Source organism: Geobacter sp. AOG2, assembly GCF_019972295.1.
Taxonomy (GTDB): Bacteria; Desulfobacterota; Desulfuromonadia; order Geobacterales; family Pseudopelobacteraceae; genus Oryzomonas.
Genome location: NZ_BLJA01000001.1, coordinates 308,508 through 325,163, shown reverse-complemented (window position 1 = coordinate 325,163; position 16,656 = coordinate 308,508). Strand labels below are relative to the sequence as shown.

Genomic DNA, 16,656 nt, shown 5'->3' with positions numbered 1-16,656 from the left:
ATGCTATATGCCAAAGTAATTAACATAGTAATTTAATATATTTACACTCGACAATAGACATGTTGCCAGCCTTAGCGAGGCTGGATTGCTGCTTTTTTATGCATTCATGTGCTATGTAAGGGGCATGCGGGGATTTTGTTTGTGATCAAATTATAGGCATCAGCATCCAGGCCGACATGCGTTTTTATATCGGCGCCCAATATGGAAAAAGGGATGGAATCAAACACGATTCCATCCCTTTTCTTTTGCATATCCGAATGAGAATGACTGTTAGTTTTTTGAGGCCCGCTTGCGCTTGGTGGGGTCTAGCTCTTTTTTGCGCAGGCGAATCGAGAGGGGGGTGATCTCCACCAACTCATCATCGTCGATGAATTCCAGTGCCTGCTCCAGGGTCAGGAGGCGCGGCGGCGTCAGTTTTATGGCGTCGTCCGAACCGGAGGCGCGCACGTTGGTCAGCTTTTTGCCCTTGCAGGGATTGACGTCCAGGTCGTTGTCCTTGGCGTGCTGGCCGATAATCATACCACCGTAAACCTCGACCCCGGCTCCGATGAAGAGGGTCCCACGAGGTTGGAGGGCGTCCAGCGAATAGGCGGTAGTCTCGCCGTGTTCCATGGCAATCAGCACGCCGTTCTTACGGCCGGGGATGTCCCCCTTGTAGGGTGCGTATTCGTGGAAGGTGTGGGTCATGACCGCCGTACCGCGGGTGTCGGTCAGCACCTCACCCCGCAGGCCGATCAGGCCGCGGGCCGGAATGATGAACTCCAGGCGTACCATCTCGCCCATGGGGCTCATGGCTGCCATCTCTCCCTTGCGCGGGCCCATCTTCTCGATGATGGCGCCTTGGAACTCGGAGGCAACATCCACCACCAGGTATTCCATCGGCTCCATCTTTTGGCCGTCCTTCTCGCGGATGATTACCTCCGGTTTCGATACGGCCAGTTCAAAGCCTTCGCGGCGCATGTTTTCGATCAGGATCGACAGATGCAGTTCGCCGCGACCTGAAACCTTCAGGGTGTCTGGAGAGTCGGTATCATCGACCCGCAGTGATACGTTGGTGCGTAACTCCTTGGTGAGGCGCTCCCGGATGTTGCGCGAGGTAACCCATTTCCCTTCTCTGCCGGCAAAAGGCGAGGCGTTAACCATGAAGTTCATGGCCAGGGTCGGTTCGTCAATGGAAACGTAGGGCACGGCGACGGGGGTCTCGGCCGAGGCCAGGGTTTCACCGATGCTGATCTCGTCAAAACCGGCCACGGTCACGATATCGCCGGTGCCCGCCTCGCTGATCTCCACCTGTTTCAGGCCTTCGTAGCCAAACAACTTGGTGATGCGACCCCGCTGGATCGTGCCGTTCTGCTTGATCATGGCCACTGTTTCACCGGAGGCGACGCTGCCGTTGAAGATGCGGCCCGTGGCGATGCGGCCGATGTAGTCATTGTAGTCAATGTTGGCCACCAGCATCTGAAAGGGGGCCTTGGCGTCTCCCTGAGGGGGGCGGACATTGCTCTCGATCACGGCGAAGAGCGGCTCCATGCTGCTGGATTCGACACTGACGTCCAGCTTGGCGAAGCCGAGCTTGGCACTGGTGTAGACCACCGGGAAATCCAGTTGATCGTCGCTGGCGTTCAGTTCGCAGAACAGGTCGAAGACCATGTTCAGCACCTCATCCGGCCGGCTGCCCGGACGGTCGATCTTGTTGATGACTACGATCGGCTTCAGGCCCAGGTCAAGGGATTTCTTGAGCACGAAACGGGTCTGGGGCATGGGGCCGTCCAAGGCGTCAACCAAAAGGAGCACCGAGTCGACCATCTTGAGAACCCGCTCCACCTCGCCGCCAAAGTCGGCGTGTCCCGGGGTGTCCACAATATTGATCTTATAGCGGCCATGATGGATGGAGAGGTTTTTGGCCAGGATAGTTATGCCACGCTCCTTCTCCAGGTCATTTGAGTCCATGACGCGCTCGGTGATGGCCTCGTTTTCCCGGAAAACGCCGGAGTGGCGCAGCATGGCATCAACCAGCGTGGTCTTGCCATGGTCGACGTGTGCGATGATAGCGATGTTTCTGATACGTTCCTGCATGGTAAAGCTCCTAACGTAAACAACTCAAAATAAAAGGACGGGCAGGCGCCCGTCCAGATTACTTATTACTATGTCAGCTTTTCAGGCGGCTGGCAAGTAAATATCGTGTAACAACCGTTAACAGGCTGTTAAAAAAACTCAGGTTGTTTAAAAATAGCCAGATCGTCGCACCCGCCAGACAGGCCCTGCGGAGGCGTAGCAGCTCTACGCCGCACAAGGCGGCTTTCGAGGACGAAGGCCTGATGGCTGTTTTTCAACAACCTGCTAGTGGTCGTGATACCCCACCACGACCAGCAGGCAACTCCCGTCGGCAATGACATTGATATTGCGCTGTCGGCAGAGAGCCACCGCCTCGGGGTGTTCCGCTCCCGGCTGCATCCAAATGTTCTCGATGCCCTTTTCGAGCGCCAGCGGCACGAGTTGCGCGGTCACCGCAGGGGGAGTGATCATGGAGATACTCTTGACCTCCGGGGGAAGGTCGTTGATGGCGGAAACGCTGGCAACCCCCTCAATCTCCGTTTCATTGGGATTGACCGGTATGGCTTTGTAACCGTGCTGCTGGTAGCAACGCAATATCTTATTGCCGTATTTGGAACGGTTTTTCGATGCCCCGATGACTCCGAAGGCCGGAGAGGAAAGAAATTGGTCTATCTGCTGCTGAACCGTCATGTCAGACTCCTTCCAAGGATTCCTTTTAGCCGCGCCCAAAACCCGACCGGGCTACTTCTTCCGCGTTTTTTCCGGCACCGGCAGTTTCAGGAACCGCAGGATCTGGGTCATGTCCTCCCATACCTCCCAAAAGGGCCCCGAATCCGCTCGGTTGCGCAGCAAGTAGGAGGGGTGATAGGTGGGCATGACCGGCACGCCGTGGTAATCGTGGAACTTGCCGCGCAGCCGGGAAATCGGCTCCTTGGTGCCCAGCAGGGTCTGGGCGGCAAACCTGCCCAGCGCCACGATGGCCTCAGGATGGATGGACTGCAATTGCCGCAGAAGAAACGGAGTGCAGGCGGCAATCTCATCCGCTTCCGGATCCCGGTTGCCCGGCGGACGGCATTTGACCACGTTGCAGATGTACACCTCTTCACGTTTGAGTCCCATTGCGGTGATGATGCGGTTAAGCACCTGCCCGGCCTCTCCCACGAACGGTTCACCCTGCCGGTCCTCGTCGGCCCCCGGACCCTCGCCCACGAACACCAGCCGAGCCTGGGGGTTGCCCGCGCCAAACACCAGGTTCTGTCTCCCTTTCGACAATTTGCAGCGTTGACAGTCACCCAGGCTTTTCCTGATCTTCTCCAGTGATTCATGTTTATGGTCGTGGTGCGCCTCTCCGGCAACCGCCCCGTCCAACGGGATCGCCACTGCCTGTGGCGCGGCAAAAGCCACCCTTGGTAAAGCCACGGCCTCCGGCAGGCCGTCCAGGCCGCTTTCCTGGAGGGCTCGCAGGTATTCCTCCACGGACGATACCGCCACAGCCTTAAACGATTGAGTCATCCCCATACCTCTTATTGTATCATTTCTCATTCTGGGGTAACATTCGTACCTTCTGAACTGTACCAGTTCCCTTAAAGCCATGTCAAAGCGAAAGACACCATGCTCCTCTTAGTGTTGTTCATACTCATATGCGGTGTGTTCGTCCCCGATGCGGCCCATGCCTGGGGCGGCGGCATCCACCTCCAGGCGGGGCTGAGCGTGCTGTCAGCACTGGACACCCTGCCAGCCAACATTGCGGCGATCCTGGCGGCATATCCCCGTGATTATCTCTACGGCTGCATCGCGGCCGACATCATCGTGGGGAAAAAATACACCCACTACCTCCTCAACTGCCACCGCTGGCGCATCGGCCAAAAGGTTCTGCAAGCGGCCCGTAGCGACGGTGAGAAGGCCTGCGCCTATGGCTACCTCTCCCATCTGGCCGCGGACGGCATTGCCCACAATTATTTCGTCCCCTACAAGATCATGCGTTCGTTCGCCTCGGTGACCATGAAGCATACCTACTGGGAGATGCGTTTTGAGACCTTTGCGGACAAGGTGGTCTGGGAACAGGCGCGGGAGATCTGCCGTTCCGACCAGCGCGCCAATGACGCCATGCTGCGCAGCGTTCTGACCAACACTATCTTCTCCTTCGGCACCAACAAGCGCATCTTCAACTCCATCATGCTCCTCTCACGGCTGGAAAAATGGCAAAAGGTCATGCAGACGCTGTCGGACAATTCGCGATACACCCTGGCACAGAGCGACCGTGACGAATACATGACACTGACCGAGGAGGCGGTTTTTGATTTTCTGCGCCACTCCGAAGACTCGGAATGCCTGCTGACGGACCCAACCGGAGAAAAGGCCTTGGCTGCCGCGGATGCTCTGCGGAAGAACCTGCGACTGCTATACAAAAATGGGCGGATATCCAGGGCCGAGGGAATGGAACAGGTGGAGTTGCTGAAGAGCAAGCTGCGGCAGGCGCTGCGCAAGCCGGAGTTGCTGAAGGGATTGCACAGCAAGTAAAAATGGCTTCTAAAGGTCGTTGAAAACCGCTTAATGATTCCGTCGTGCGGGAAGGCGTGAAACGACCTCGTCAAGGATGCGATTGGCCAATTCATCCTTGGACATCAAGGGGCAGTCCTGCCGGGAACCATCCTTGAAGAGCAGCAGCGCCCGATTGGTGTCCACGTTGAAGCCCGCATCGCACGAACTCACATCGTTGGCCACGATCATATCCAGTTTTTTTTCGGCAAGCTTCCGGGCGGCATACTCCTCCAGGCAGGAGGTTTCCGCAGCAAAACCCACCAGGAACGGATGTTTTTTCAGATGTCCCAGTTCCGCCAGGATGTCCGGGTTTTTGACCAGCGTCAGCGTCATCTCGGCAGCCTGCTTCTTGATCTTGTCCCCCTTGCGCTCGGCCGGCCGGTAGTCGGCCACCGCCGCAGCCTTGATGACTACTGAGCATTCCTTGACATGCCTCATCACTGCTGCCTGCATGTCGCGGGCACTTTCCACGCACACCCGTTCGACCCCTGCCGGAACGGCAAGACCGGTTGGCCCGCTGACCAGGATCACCCTCGCGCCCCGCTGCCGAGCGGCCCCGGCAATGGCATAGCCCATCCTCCCCGACGAGTGATTACTGATGAAGCGAACCGGATCGATCTCCTCGCGGGTTGGGCCGGCAGTAACCATAACGGTCTGTCCGGCCAGATCCCTGGGCCTGAGAGCCGCCGCAATCGCTTCAAAGATCGTCTCAGGCGCGGCAAGTTTCCCCTCCCCTTCCCAACCGCACGCCAAGGCACCCTTTTCGGGCGGAACGAAGAGATACCCGAGTCGCCGCAGCTTTTCCTCGTTTTCGCGGTAGATCGGATTGGTGTACATGTTGACGTTCATGGCCGGGGCGATCAAAACAGGGGCCTTGGTGGCCATAGCGGTTGTGGTAAGCAGGTCGTCGGCGATACCGTTGGCTATCTTGCCGATCACATTGGCCGTGGCCGGGGCAATGACAAACAGGTTGGCCCTGTCGGCCAGGGAGATGTGCCCGATCTCCTGCTCGGCGATCAGGTTGAACAGTTCGCTGTGTACTGGATGGGACGAAAGGGTTTGGAAGGTCAGGGGGGTAACGAACTCCTGGGCCGCACGCGTCATGATAACATGCACACACGCGCCGGCTTTGGTTAAAAGGCGCAGCAACTCCACCGCTTTATATACGGCTATGCCGCCGGTGACGCCCAGTACGATCCGTGTATCCTTCAGCATGGTATCATCGCCCTCAGAAGTAGGGATTATGGCGTTTTTCATGGCCAATGGATGTTTCGATCCCATGTCCGGGGTAGGCAATCACATCGTCCGGCAGGACAAAGAGCTTGCTGCGGATGGATTCCAGAAGTTGATCGTGGGAGCCGCCAGGGAGATCGGTACGGCCGATGGAGTCGGCAAACAAGGTATCTCCGGTAATGATCCTGCCCTCTTCAGCCAGATAGAGACAACAACCTCCCGGGGTATGTCCCGGCGTATGAAGCACCTTCATGTGGCACGCCCCGAACTCAATCTCCATTCCGTCAACAAGGAAGCCGTCAGCTGCAGGGGAATTCTCGCCCTGGATGCCGTACATGCGACCCACGTCGGCAACACGGTCCAGCATGGGGACGTCCGCCTGGTGGATCAACAGTGGGGCTCCGAACGCCGCTACCACTTGGCGATTACCGCCGATATGATCAAAATGTCCGTGGGTGTTGATGATATAATGTATGGTCAGCCCATGGCGTCGAACCACCTGAATAATCTGTTCCGCGTCGCCGCCCGGATCGATCACCACACCGGCGCGGGTTCCTTCGCATCCCAGGATAAAGCAATTGACCGACAGAGGCCCGACCACGACCGTTTCGAATACCATTCATTCTCTCCCATTTGATTGACATCCAACATGAAGCTGCTACAATACCTCCTCAGTTATTTCAGGAGGAAGATGCCATGGAACGGCCGATTGTGGACCAGGAAAGCTGCATCAGTTGCGGTCTCTGCATTTCGACCTGTCCCGGGGTCTTTCGTTTCAACAGTGCCGGAAAGGCCGAGTGCTTCGACCCGGCCGGCGCGCCTGAAAAGGATATTCAACAGGCTGTTGACGGTTGTCCCGTCCAGTGCATCAGCTGGGAATAAACTCACTCACAAAGGAGCATTGCTATGGAACGCTGGATTTGCACCATCTGCCAGTATGTCTACGACCCCGCTACCGGAGATCCTGACCGTGGAATCCCCGCCGGAACAGCCTTCGAATCATTGCCCGACGACTGGACATGCCCCCTGTGCGGCGCGGGCAAGGACGCATTCGAAAAAGAATAGTACGGGATCGGCATCAAGCAGCCCATCCGGGCTGCCGGAGTATTCAGCCGCACGGGGATAATCCCTGAAAGAAACGTTTCAACACAAGACCCTCTCCTGAGAGGGTCTTACTATTTTTTCTTGTCGGCAGGCTTGATGATGTCGATCTTCGTTTCGCCCCCCTCAGTCTTGACCCGCCAGACAAGCCCGCACGCGCCGCACTCTTTGAGCGGTGATTCGTCTGAAGAAAACCCACCTGAATGCATGTCAAGATTCAACGATGTCCTGTTACCGCAATTGGGGCACTTCATGGTCTGTTCCTCCTGGTATTTCTGTGCGCGCCGCCGGGCCGTTTCAATTGGCGGACTTCAGGCCAGGTCAGGCATAACACTTATAATGGCGGCAAAAAGTTCTTCCAGATCATTAAGGGTCATGTCACCCATATGAGCGATGCGAAAAGTCTTCCCTTTAATTTTGCCATAGCCGTCGTCAAAGGCAAAGCCCTTTTCAGCCAGCTCTTTTTTCAGACCGGCCAAGTCGATCCCGCGGTCGTTGCGAGCGCAGGTCAGGGTAAACGAACAATAGTCCCGCTCGGGGAAAAGCCCGAAACCACGGTCGGTCACCCATTGGCGGACATACTCGGCCATATTGCGGTGACGTGCCCAGCGCGCCTCCAACCCTTCGGCAAAGATTCGCTCCAATTGGCGATCCATGGCGAAAATCTGGGAGATGCAAGGGGTGGAAGGGGTGTTGTGCTTGGCGTCGTTGGCGGCGAACTCCAGGAAATCGAAGTAGTAGCCGCGCCCTTCCATGGCCGCCGCCCGCTGGAGCGCCTTGTCGCTGGCGGTGAATACCGCGAGGCCCGGCGGCAGAGCGAAGGCCTTCTGCACCCCGAAGATACAGCTATCGATGCCCAGTTCATCCACCGGGATCTTCACGGCGCTCATGGAGGAGACCGTATCGACGATGAACATGACATCCGGGAATTTGCGCATCACCTCGGCAATCTCGGGCAGGGGCGACATCACCCCGGTGGAGCTTTCATTATGGATCATGGTCATGCTGTCATACCGGCCGGTGGATAAGGTCTGTTCAACCACTTCGGGCGTGACCGGCTTGCCCCAGTCGAACCTGATGGCATCGGCCTGCTTTCCGCAACGGCGCGTGACATCATGCCATTTGTCCGAGAAAGCCCCATTGCAGAAGTTGGCGCACCGCCCTCCCACCAGATTGCGGATTGCTCCTTCCATGACGCCGAACGCGCTGGAGGTGGCAAGAAAGACCTTGCCCTCCGTGAGCAGAATCTTCTGCAGGCCGGAGGTCACACGCTCATGCAGCTCGGCATATTCCTTCATGCGGTGGCCGATCAGAGGGGTTGCCATGGCGGCGAGGATTTCAGGGTGGACCGGTACGGGGCCGGGGATAAACAGTCTTTTGTACATAATTTTATGTGCTCCCGAATCTACCGTGAGGCATGCTCAGCGGCAACGTTTTGACAACTAGCGCCTTCGTGCGGTTAATTTTAGGATATTAATACTTTGCCGACACTCTGGCAAGCTAACAAAAGCCCATGGCAAAGTCAAGGATACAGCACTTCCAAGAGCCGTGAATTCGGGAGGTTATGGTGTCTGGTATGGAAAAGGTGAACCTGGTACGTCACGAATTCGTGCGGATACAGCCTGTAGGGGGCCTGGCAACGGCATCTCCGAGCCAAAGAAGCTACTTATCCCGCCCAAGTAGCAAATTCCCAAACAATCTATTAAAGATCCTTTTTGTCCTATTTATTGTTTCAACTCCTTCCGATACCGACTTCATCCAGAAAGTATGTATGCAGTATGCAATTTTCGTTGATTTAGAATCATCTGTTGTGTAGTGTATATCAAATTTATACACCCCGTCTTCATTACAACTCTATGGTATGGAGGAGCACTGTCATGCAGTTTGTTTTCTGTCGTTTGCTGCCGTTTCTGATGCTGCTAATAGCCTGGGCCAGTCCGTCGCTGGCCGAGCAGGGAATGGCGATCGACCCGGCCACCTGTCTGGGCTGCCACGGTGACAAGATTCCCGTGCGGGCGTTTGCCGAGTCGGTCCATGGCAAAAATGCCTGTACCAGTTGCCATGTGGACATCACCGATCTCGCCAAGCACATGAGGAAAGAGATCAAGGTCCAGAAGGTTCAGTGCGAGCGCTGCCATAAAAAGCAGAACGCCGAGCATTATGCCAGCGTCCACATTACCAAGGGTGTTATGTGCGCCGACTGCCACACCGATATTCATGTGCACAAATACTGGAAAGGCGACAAGCGCATCGTCGTCGCCAAGTGCATCCAGTGCCACGACAAGGAGTCGGTCTACCAGAAGTCGGTCCACGGCAAGGCTGTAGCTGCCGGCAACATGGACTCGGCCGCTTGTAACGACTGTCACGGCCTGCACGAGATAAAACCCTTGGGCGACCCCAAAAGTCGTGCCAACCGGGAGTTCCACACCAAAGTCTGCCTGAAATGCCACAGCGATGAAGCGATGATGAAGCGCAACAACGTCTTTAACGTCGCCGTCAAGACCTACATGGAGAGCTACCACGGTAAAAACTACCGCCTCGGTTTCCCGGAAAAGGTCGCAGGCTGTGCCGACTGCCATACGGCTCACTCGGTGCTCCCCAAGGACGATCCAAATTCAAGCGTCAATCCGGCCAACCTTGTGAACACCTGCGCCAAGTGCCACAGCAAGGCGACCGTGCTCTTTACCAAGTTCTACGCCCACGGCGAGCACAGCGACCGGGAGAAATATCCGATCCTGTACTACACCTTCCTTGCCATGACCGGGCTGTTGCTCAGTACCTTTACCATCTTCTGGATTCACACCCTGCTCTGGATGTTCCGCGGTTTTGTGGAAAACCGGGAAAAAGCAGCCAAACTTGCCAACGGTGAACATCACCATGTCATGCCGGATGCCCACAAACAGTACCGTCGTTTCAACCGCGTCCACATCTTCATGCACATCCTGGTTATCACCAGCTTCCTGGGGCTCTCTCTGACCGGCCTGCCGCTCAAATTCAGCACCCAGCACTGGGCGATCTCCCTGATGAACCTCTACGGCGGTTCGGCCAACGCTGGTTTCATCCACCGGATCTGCGCGGGCATCACTTTCGTCTATTTCGGCATGGCGCTGTTCATGAGCATCAACTTCCTCTTCATCAGGAAGGACCTTCCGGGAAATCCGATCCAGCGTCTGTTCGGCCCTGATTCACTCTGCTTCAATCTGCGGGACATCATGGACGTTACCCGCATGGTCAGGTGGTTCTTCTTCCGGGGGCCGAAGCCGACCTTCGAGCGCTGGACTTACTGGGAAAAATTCGACTTTGTTGCCGTCTTCTGGGGTATGTTCGCCATCGGCGGCTCAGGATTGATGCTCTGGTTCCCGGAGTTCTTCGGTATGTTCCTGCCCGGTTGGGCATTCAACGTTGCGACCATCGTTCACTCGGATGAGGCCCTTTTGGCAACCGGCTTCATCTTCTCGGTCCACTTCTTCAATACCCACGGACGACCGGAGAAGTTCCCCATGGACTTCGTCATCTTCAATGGCCAGATCGGCAAGGAAGAGATGCTTGAAGAACGTGGCGATCAGTGGAAGCGCTACGAGGAGTTGGGTGTAACCGAGCAATACGCCTGCAAAAGGACCAGCGGCGTAGCCTATGATTTCCTGGTCAAGGGGTTTGGTTTCACCGCCCTTTTCACCGGCATTTCACTGCTGCTGCTCATGATCCTGGCTTTTATAAGCGGCGCGGAGTAATCGCCCCTTTCACCGCAAGATCGCAAGGGGGGCTCTTGTGCCCCCCTTGGAACAACTAAACCCCGCTTGAAAAGGCGGGGTTTAGTTGTTCTGCATGACGTTAGCGTTACAATACTACGATCTACCCATCTCGATGTTTTCGTATTTCACCAGGTCAACCTGCTCGACGACTGCCGCCAACCTGAACGCGAGCATGCTTTCATTGCCTGCGATCAGTGCGTATCCCTTACCCCGAAAACCGGCAGGACCCTCGTCACCAGATAGAAAAGTATGAAAGGGGTGACAATGACCGCCAAGGCGCCGAATAAGCCCTCTTTGAAGGTTTCCAGACTATCGGGCAATATGGGGAGGCGGTACTCCATGAAACCGGCAAACGAGGCCGAAAAGGCCTGGCCTCCGATGACAACGTTCCAGCGCATCATGAAAACCCCCAGCAGCACCAGAAGGGAGCCGATTGCTGCCCTGCGGACCGTCAAGCGCGGCATGAGGAGCAGGATAAAGGGGACCAGGTTGCCCAACCCGTACTGGAGGATGAAGATCTTGGTGAAGTCTTTTTCGTAGATGACGCTGCGCAGAATGTCCCACGACCTGACCGCCGTATAACCGCGGAAGATCAGGTCCAGTAGTTCCAGGGTAATCGCCAGGACCATGAACATGATCAGGTACTTGGCCGTCATGGTGACGACCTGAATCTCAGCGCTTTTGAGGTCCTCCGTGGAGGGTAGCCACGGATTGTTCTTCGACTTCTTTGTCAGAACCAGCTTCCGGACCTCTACGGTAACGATATAGGTGATCATGCACAGGGCAATACCCGACACGATGGCGGAACAGATGAAGATAACCGGCATGAGCGGGGTCATCCAGAGGGCATTGGCCTTGACGGAGCCAAAAATGAAGCCCGCGTATCCATGAAGAAAACATGCCACCGGGATACCGATCGCCGCAAGGCGTCCCACGGCCCGCTCGTCTCTGTGCAAGGCCTCGACACTGAGATCCATGGCACCCATGGCGAGCACCGTATAGATGGCCAACCGGAGTGCCTCCACCATGCTTCGTTCCTGTTTCCCGCGTAAAGCCAGAACGTTTTCGACGATGAATTGGCGGTAGACGAACCATATTTCAGAAGCCACAATCATGCCATACGTGGTAAAGACGATGCCGAAGGCTGCAATTGCTGAAGTGAAGTGAGGCGTCATCAAGACGTTGATCCCCCTGAACGGTTGCTGCAGATGGAGTAACAGAGGCATCATGGCCACAGGAAGCAGGGCCAGTGAAAATACCAGGGAAAAACGTGCGATCTCCTTCAACTGTTTGACCCCGAAAACATGGTACAGGGATGAAAGAACAAAGGCGCCCGCCACAAGACCGGTCATGTAGGGATACATGACGATCTGGATGGACCAGTAAATATATTCGTTGGGATAGACGAAGAACTCTTTTATAGTCCAGGCTTCACCGTGTACCATGGCTATTTTACCTCCTTCGAAAACCCGAGGTAGAACACCTGCGGCTTGGTGCCGTACTCTTCCTTCAAAACGTTCACCCGTTCCGTCATGATAATCTTTGTTACCGGGTCATCCGGGTCGCGCAGGTTGCCGATCCTGCGCGCACCGAACGGACAGGCTTCCACGCAGGCAGTTTTCATCCCTTGGGAAATGCGGTGATAACAGAAGTTGCACTTTTCTGCTACATGGTACACAGGATGAAAGAATCGGACACTGTACGGGCACCCCATGATGCAATAGCCGCAGCCGATGCACCAACTGCGGTCAACCAGCACCACCCCGTCCTCGGTTTGGTAAGTTGCGCCGACCGGACAAACCTGGACGCACGGTGGGTTATCACACTGGTTGCAGAGCTTGGGGACGAAAAAAGCCTTCACTATATCCGCTGACGGTATGTCCAGCATACCTTCCTTATTCTGGTCAATCTTTGTGGTCGTGAAACCGTCCCGAGCCCCCTTGGGTGAATCGATGTGCGCTTTACCGTCTCTGGTTATCACATAACGCTCGACCCAGGTTCGTGTTACGTTCGCATCATAGGGGATTTCGTTCTCGATCTTGCAGGCCTTGACACAGAATCCGCACCCCACGCATTTGTGGGTATCAACGAGGAACACCCAGCGCACCTTGCCTGCACCCTCTTTCTCAGCCCGCAGTCTCTTGGGGTTGAAGACCTCCAGGGCGGCAAGCGGCAAGGCAATGCCGCCAACAACGATCATGGCCTTTTTGCAAAATTCGCGGCGGTTCATCATGACCTTGCCTCCTGCTTCTGGTTCATCGGCTTCGGGTTGTGGGGGATATGGCAGAGCACACATTCGGCCTGGGGATAATGGGTTTCAGGATTGATACCGCGTATGCCGCCGCGGTCGCTTGTTTTATAAGGGAGAAACGAGTGACAGCGGATGCACAGGGACCGGGTACGGTCGATGGTCAGGCCGAGGGGGTCCCTGGGGTGGTCGTAATTGGGGCCGTGGCAGTTTTCGCAGCTGATAGAGCTGTGCGGTGAATTTCTGATAACGCCGTACTTGTCCTTGTGACACGCCCAACATGCCTTGGCGGTCTTGTATTTCACGCGGACAGCCTTCCATTCCGCTTCGTTGGATTTGCGGTGCCAACCATACATATAGCCGCGTTCATAGACACCAAAATCATTTGGAACTAACAATGTTCTAACAATAAGAATTAACCCTACAACAACTAGGGCAACAAACAAAGGCCGCCAAACGTGATTTTTCAATTCTTCACCTCCGCAGCTTCGCCTTTTCAGAAAGTTATGTCTTATGGGCCACGGGAATCCGTCATAATTGAGTTATATAACATTGTTTAATTTATTCATAGACAGATTGCTTGTCAACATAAGTTTCACAAAACGCCGCCCGCAGGGCAATCCACCCGCTATCGCAACAGCATTTTAAAAAAGTTTTGACAAAGTATACACAAACATTGTAATTTGTTGAACTTAACGCATTTTTGTCAACAATCGCCAAGAAACAAGGAGCACACGCCCATGGCCATTCGCAAAACCGCCGGGTACGCCTGGAATATTATCAGCATGATCGGGATCATCCTGGCAATGACAGCCACAGGTCTCATTATCGCCTTCAGCGCCTTTGAGATGATTACCGGCATCGAGCACCCATATATTGGCTTGATGACCTATTTCCTCTTCCCGGGCATGCTGATCTTCGGTCTGATTCTCGTACCGTTCGGCGCATGGCGCGTCAGGGAACAGCGCCGCAAGGGGGCGCTCGAAGGGATGGCCTCCCTTGAAGAGGAAATTCCCAAATTCCCCTGCCTCGACCTGAACGATGTCCACAAACGCCGACTTGTCATCTTTTTCATCGTTGCCACGGCGGTCTTTGTTGTGATTGTTTCCCTTGCCTCTATCAAAGGCTATGAATTCACGGAATCGACCACCTTCTGCGGCGAGCTCTGCCATCCGGTCATGACCCCCGAGTACACCGCATGGAAAAACTCACCTCACGCCAAGGTCAGATGCGTTGAATGTCACGTGGGCCCAGGAGCCGCATGGTATGTGAAAGCCAAAATATCCGGCATGAAGCAGCTCTATGCAGTTCTGTTCCATACCTATCCGGAAACTATCGAGACCCCCATTGAAAATCTGCGCCCAGCCAGAGAAACCTGCGAACATTGCCATTGGCCCGCAAAATTCTACGTTGGCCGCCAGAAAATCTTCTATCACTATGCCCCGAACGAGGATAATACCCCCCGCAAGATCGACATGCTGATCCATATCGGCGGCAATCCCAAGGTGCCCAACGCCAACGGCATCCACTGGCACATCGGCCAGGAGGTTTATTTCGTCGCCCGCGACCAGAAGAGGTTCGATATTCCGTACATAGCCGTCAAGGGCAAGGACGGCAAGATGACCGAATATATGAACATGGAAAAACCACTCACAAAGGATGAACTCGCCAAGGCAAAGAGGCGCCTGATGGACTGCACCGACTGCCACAACAGGCCGACCCACATCTACCATTCGCCCAATGAGGAGATGGACCTTAACTTCGTATCCGGCCGCATCGACCGCGGGCTGCCCTACATCAAAAAGGTCGCCGTGGAGATCCTGAACAGGCCGTACAAGACCAAGGAAGAGGGCTTCGCCGCCATTACCCAGGATATTCCGGCCTATTATGCCAAAAACTATCCGGCCATTGCCCAACAGAAGGCGGCTGCCGTCAACCAGGCAGTGGAACAGGTAAAAGACATCTATGAACGCAACTTCTTCCCGGCCATGAAGGTGAAGTGGAACACCTACCCGAACAATATCGGACACTTTTATACAGCGGGATGCTTCAGATGCCATGACGGCAAACACAAATCAACCGAGGGCAAGATCATTTCCAAGGACTGCGCGCTTTGTCATGACGTTCTCAGTCAGGTCCAGGAAAATATCCCGGCCGGCAAGCAGGTAACCCAGTTCGTCCATCCCGTGGACATCGGTGACGAGCTTTACAAAACTAACTGCAGCGAATGCCATTCCGCGGGAGGCCACGATATCCCCGGCGAGGGCCAGGAGGAACTCAAAGGACTTCACTGACCCGGCGACCCGCCGGCATGAAAACGCCCCCCGGAGAACAATGTTCCGGGGGGCGTTTTTCATGTGCGTGTATGTCTCCACCGAGATGACGAGAGCCTATAGTTCCTCGAAGCTGTCCTCGTCGCCACCTTCGACATCATCGGGCAACTCCTCGGTATCGTCCGACTCCAGGGCATCATCCCCAAGATTCTTGAGAAACTGTTCGTTATCGCGTATGGCTTTCTGCACATCCATGAGGAGTTTTTCCAAGTCGTCCGGTCCCTCCGGCATATCCAGCCCCCTGATGATTTAGGTTTCGAAAACTATTTGAGCATTTCGAGATAGCGTTCCGCATCTAGGGCAGCCATGCATCCGCTTCCGGCCGACGTGATCGCCTGGCGGTAATAATAATCCTGAACGTCACCGGCAGCAAAGACGCCCTGGATGTTAGTGGCCGTGAGGTTTCCCTCAAGGCTGCACTTGGTACGAATATAACCATTGTCCATATCCAACTGTCCCTCGAACAGGGTGGTATTCGGCGTGTGACCGATGGCAATGAATACCCCGTGGACCGGCACCTCCTTGGTTGAGCCGCTCCGATGACGGATGCGGATGCCGGTCACGCCGCTGGCATCGCCCAGCACCTCGTCCAGGACATGATGCCACTCGATCGTTACATTGCCGCTCTTGGTTTTTTCAATCAGCCGGTCTGCCAAGATCTTTTCGGCACGGAACTGTTCGCGCCGATGAACCACCGTAACGTGCCGAGCGATATTGGAGAGATAGAGCGCCTCCTCCACCGCCGTGCTGCCACCGCCGATTACCGCCACATCCTGTCCACGATAGAAAAAACCGTCACAGGTAGCGCAGGCGGAAACGCCTTTCCCTTTAAATGCCTTCTCGGACGGGAGCCCCAGGTACTTGGCCGAGGCGCCGGTGGCAATGATCAGGGCATCACAGGTGTAGAAGCCGCTGTCACCTTCGAGCACGAATGGCCTCTGGAGAAGGTCGGCCCGCTTGATGTGATCCACCACTATCTGCGTGTTGAACCGTTCGGCGTGCTGCCTCATGCGCTCCATCAGGTCGGGCCCCAGGATGCCCCCGTGTTCTCCCGGCCAGTTGTCCACCTCTGTTGTCGTCGTCAACTGTCCGCCCGGCTGTATGCCGGTTATGAGAACCGGGTTCAGGTTAGCCCGCGCAGCATAAATGGCCGCAGTGTAACCGGCAGGTCCTGCGCCGAGAATGATCAATTGATGGTGCACTGCCTCCATGACGCCTCCTGTAACATATTGTTCGTCTAATGTACCAGCAAACCGAAAACTTGCCAAGGGCTCAAAGCAGCGGTTCTTCATATTTACCCATCGCTGGAACGCAGGCCAGCTACCGGGCCCACGGAACGTGGGCTTTTCATTGCCTGTTTGACCGTACCCGGCCACTCTGGTACTATACACCA

General features: G+C 55.5%; 17 protein-coding genes. 5 read left to right on the top strand and 12 right to left on the bottom strand.

The window, feature by feature from the left end:
- Nucleotides 1-270: 270 nt before the first annotated feature.
- The 3 genes from typA to LDN12_RS01400 form a co-directional block, all read right to left on the bottom strand.
- Nucleotides 271-2,076 carry a translational GTPase TypA gene (gene typA, locus LDN12_RS01410; RefSeq protein WP_223920900.1) on the bottom strand — a complete coding sequence of 602 codons (1,806 nt, stop codon included), beginning with the start codon at nt 2,074-2,076 and terminating at the stop codon, nt 271-273.
- A gap of 264 nt (nt 2,077-2,340) precedes the next feature.
- Complete coding sequence (locus LDN12_RS01405) at nt 2,341-2,745, bottom strand: CoA-binding protein (protein ID WP_223920898.1); 405 nt, start codon at nt 2,743-2,745, stop codon at nt 2,341-2,343.
- 51 nt (nt 2,746-2,796) lie between these two features.
- Nucleotides 2,797-3,567, bottom strand: a complete 771-nt coding sequence (locus LDN12_RS01400) for a uracil-DNA glycosylase (protein WP_223920896.1) — start codon at nt 3,565-3,567, stop codon at nt 2,797-2,799.
- Between the two features lie 99 nt (nt 3,568-3,666).
- Between LDN12_RS01400 and LDN12_RS01395 the strand changes: the two genes are divergently transcribed.
- Nucleotides 3,667-4,575 (top strand): zinc dependent phospholipase C family protein, encoded by a 909-nt coding sequence (locus LDN12_RS01395; RefSeq protein WP_223920894.1) that lies wholly within the window; start codon nt 3,667-3,669, stop codon nt 4,573-4,575.
- 30 nt (nt 4,576-4,605) lie between these two features.
- Here the strand turns inward: LDN12_RS01395 and coaBC are convergent, their stop codons facing one another.
- Entirely contained in the window at nt 4,606-5,811 is a 1,206-nt protein-coding gene (gene coaBC / locus LDN12_RS01390; protein WP_223920892.1) for a bifunctional phosphopantothenoylcysteine decarboxylase/phosphopantothenate--cysteine ligase CoaBC, read from the bottom strand.
- Nucleotides 5,812-5,824: 13 nt separating this feature from the next.
- A complete protein-coding gene (locus LDN12_RS01385) occupies nt 5,825-6,448 on the bottom strand; it encodes an MBL fold metallo-hydrolase (protein ID WP_223920890.1) in 624 nt (207 codons plus the stop codon).
- A 77-nt stretch (nt 6,449-6,525) separates the two neighbouring features.
- On the opposite strand from LDN12_RS01385, the gene LDN12_RS01380 reads away from it, so the two are divergent.
- Entirely contained in the window at nt 6,526-6,711 is a 186-nt protein-coding gene (locus LDN12_RS01380) for a ferredoxin (protein ID WP_223920888.1), read from the top strand.
- A gap of 24 nt (nt 6,712-6,735) precedes the next feature.
- A complete protein-coding gene (gene rd, locus LDN12_RS01375) occupies nt 6,736-6,894 on the top strand; it encodes a rubredoxin (protein WP_223920886.1) in 159 nt (52 codons plus the stop codon).
- Between the two features lie 110 nt (nt 6,895-7,004).
- On the opposite strand, the gene LDN12_RS01370 is transcribed toward rd, so the two are convergent.
- Nucleotides 7,005-7,184 carry a hypothetical protein gene (locus LDN12_RS01370; RefSeq protein WP_223920884.1) on the bottom strand — a complete coding sequence of 60 codons (180 nt, stop codon included), beginning with the start codon at nt 7,182-7,184 and terminating at the stop codon, nt 7,005-7,007.
- Between the two features lie 57 nt (nt 7,185-7,241).
- Nucleotides 7,242-8,315, bottom strand: coding sequence for an alanine--glyoxylate aminotransferase family protein (locus LDN12_RS01365; protein ID WP_223920882.1), 1,074 nt, complete (start codon nt 8,313-8,315; stop codon nt 7,242-7,244).
- A 492-nt stretch (nt 8,316-8,807) separates the two neighbouring features.
- Between LDN12_RS01365 and LDN12_RS01360 the strand changes: the two genes are divergently transcribed.
- On the top strand, nt 8,808-10,661 hold the full coding sequence (locus tag LDN12_RS01360) for a cytochrome c3 family protein (protein ID WP_223920881.1): 1,854 nt from the start codon (nt 8,808-8,810) through the stop codon (nt 10,659-10,661).
- A 212-nt stretch (nt 10,662-10,873) separates the two neighbouring features.
- Here LDN12_RS01360 and nrfD read toward each other — a convergent pair whose 3' ends face one another.
- Genes nrfD through LDN12_RS01345 form a run of 3 tightly spaced genes read right to left on the bottom strand, consistent with a single transcriptional unit; the run spans nt 10,874 to nt 13,235 of the window.
- The gene (nrfD, locus tag LDN12_RS01355; protein ID WP_223920880.1) at nt 10,874-12,127 is read right to left on the bottom strand and encodes an NrfD/PsrC family molybdoenzyme membrane anchor subunit; all 1,254 of its coding nucleotides are present in this window, start codon (nt 12,125-12,127) and stop codon (nt 10,874-10,876) included.
- A gap of 2 nt (nt 12,128-12,129) precedes the next feature.
- Nucleotides 12,130-12,915 (bottom strand): 4Fe-4S dicluster domain-containing protein, encoded by a 786-nt coding sequence (locus LDN12_RS01350; RefSeq protein ID WP_223920879.1) that lies wholly within the window; start codon nt 12,913-12,915, stop codon nt 12,130-12,132.
- Nucleotides 12,912-13,235, bottom strand: coding sequence for a cytochrome c3 family protein (locus LDN12_RS01345; protein WP_308464299.1), 324 nt, complete (start codon nt 13,233-13,235; stop codon nt 12,912-12,914). The genes LDN12_RS01350 and LDN12_RS01345 overlap by 4 nt, the downstream gene beginning before the upstream one ends.
- A 435-nt stretch (nt 13,236-13,670) precedes the next feature.
- On the opposite strand from LDN12_RS01345, the gene LDN12_RS01340 reads away from it, so the two are divergent.
- Nucleotides 13,671-15,224 carry a NapC/NirT family cytochrome c gene (locus tag LDN12_RS01340; protein ID WP_223920877.1) on the top strand — a complete coding sequence of 518 codons (1,554 nt, stop codon included), beginning with the start codon at nt 13,671-13,673 and terminating at the stop codon, nt 15,222-15,224.
- A gap of 96 nt (nt 15,225-15,320) precedes the next feature.
- On the opposite strand, the gene LDN12_RS01335 is transcribed toward LDN12_RS01340, so the two are convergent.
- Nucleotides 15,321-15,494: a hypothetical protein gene (locus LDN12_RS01335; RefSeq protein ID WP_223920875.1), complete on the bottom strand. Its 174-nt coding sequence runs from the start codon at nt 15,492-15,494 to the stop codon at nt 15,321-15,323.
- A 32-nt stretch (nt 15,495-15,526) separates the two neighbouring features.
- Nucleotides 15,527-16,474 (bottom strand): thioredoxin-disulfide reductase, encoded by a 948-nt coding sequence (trxB, locus tag LDN12_RS01330; RefSeq protein ID WP_223920873.1) that lies wholly within the window; start codon nt 16,472-16,474, stop codon nt 15,527-15,529.
- Nucleotides 16,475-16,656: the final 182 nt, after the last annotated feature.

What these genes read in the sequence shown, in the direction of transcription:
- LDN12_RS01350 (WP_223920879.1), bottom strand. Translation starts at nt 12,915, where the DNA reads ATGATGAACCGCCGCGAATTTTGCAAAAAGGCCATGATCGTTGTTGGC.
- LDN12_RS01385 (WP_223920890.1), bottom strand. Translation starts at nt 6,448, where the DNA reads ATGGTATTCGAAACGGTCGTGGTCGGGCCTCTGTCGGTCAATTGCTTT.
- LDN12_RS01405 (WP_223920898.1), bottom strand. Translation starts at nt 2,745, where the DNA reads ATGACGGTTCAGCAGCAGATAGACCAATTTCTTTCCTCTCCGGCCTTC.
- LDN12_RS01400 (WP_223920896.1), bottom strand. Translation starts at nt 3,567, where the DNA reads ATGACTCAATCGTTTAAGGCTGTGGCGGTATCGTCCGTGGAGGAATAC.
- nrfD (WP_223920880.1), bottom strand. Translation starts at nt 12,127, where the DNA reads ATGGTACACGGTGAAGCCTGGACTATAAAAGAGTTCTTCGTCTATCCC.
- coaBC (WP_223920892.1), bottom strand. Translation starts at nt 5,811, where the DNA reads ATGCTGAAGGATACACGGATCGTACTGGGCGTCACCGGCGGCATAGCC.
- trxB (WP_223920873.1), bottom strand. Translation starts at nt 16,474, where the DNA reads ATGGAGGCAGTGCACCATCAATTGATCATTCTCGGCGCAGGACCTGCC.
- LDN12_RS01365 (WP_223920882.1), bottom strand. Translation starts at nt 8,315, where the DNA reads ATGTACAAAAGACTGTTTATCCCCGGCCCCGTACCGGTCCACCCTGAA.
- LDN12_RS01395 (WP_223920894.1), top strand. Translation starts at nt 3,667, where the DNA reads ATGCTCCTCTTAGTGTTGTTCATACTCATATGCGGTGTGTTCGTCCCC.
- LDN12_RS01340 (WP_223920877.1), top strand. Translation starts at nt 13,671, where the DNA reads ATGGCCATTCGCAAAACCGCCGGGTACGCCTGGAATATTATCAGCATG.
- rd (WP_223920886.1), top strand. Translation starts at nt 6,736, where the DNA reads ATGGAACGCTGGATTTGCACCATCTGCCAGTATGTCTACGACCCCGCT.
- typA (WP_223920900.1), bottom strand. Translation starts at nt 2,076, where the DNA reads ATGCAGGAACGTATCAGAAACATCGCTATCATCGCACACGTCGACCAT.
- LDN12_RS01335 (WP_223920875.1), bottom strand. Translation starts at nt 15,494, where the DNA reads ATGCCGGAGGGACCGGACGACTTGGAAAAACTCCTCATGGATGTGCAG.
- LDN12_RS01360 (WP_223920881.1), top strand. Translation starts at nt 8,808, where the DNA reads ATGCAGTTTGTTTTCTGTCGTTTGCTGCCGTTTCTGATGCTGCTAATA.
- LDN12_RS01370 (WP_223920884.1), bottom strand. Translation starts at nt 7,184, where the DNA reads ATGAAGTGCCCCAATTGCGGTAACAGGACATCGTTGAATCTTGACATG.
- LDN12_RS01380 (WP_223920888.1), top strand. Translation starts at nt 6,526, where the DNA reads ATGGAACGGCCGATTGTGGACCAGGAAAGCTGCATCAGTTGCGGTCTC.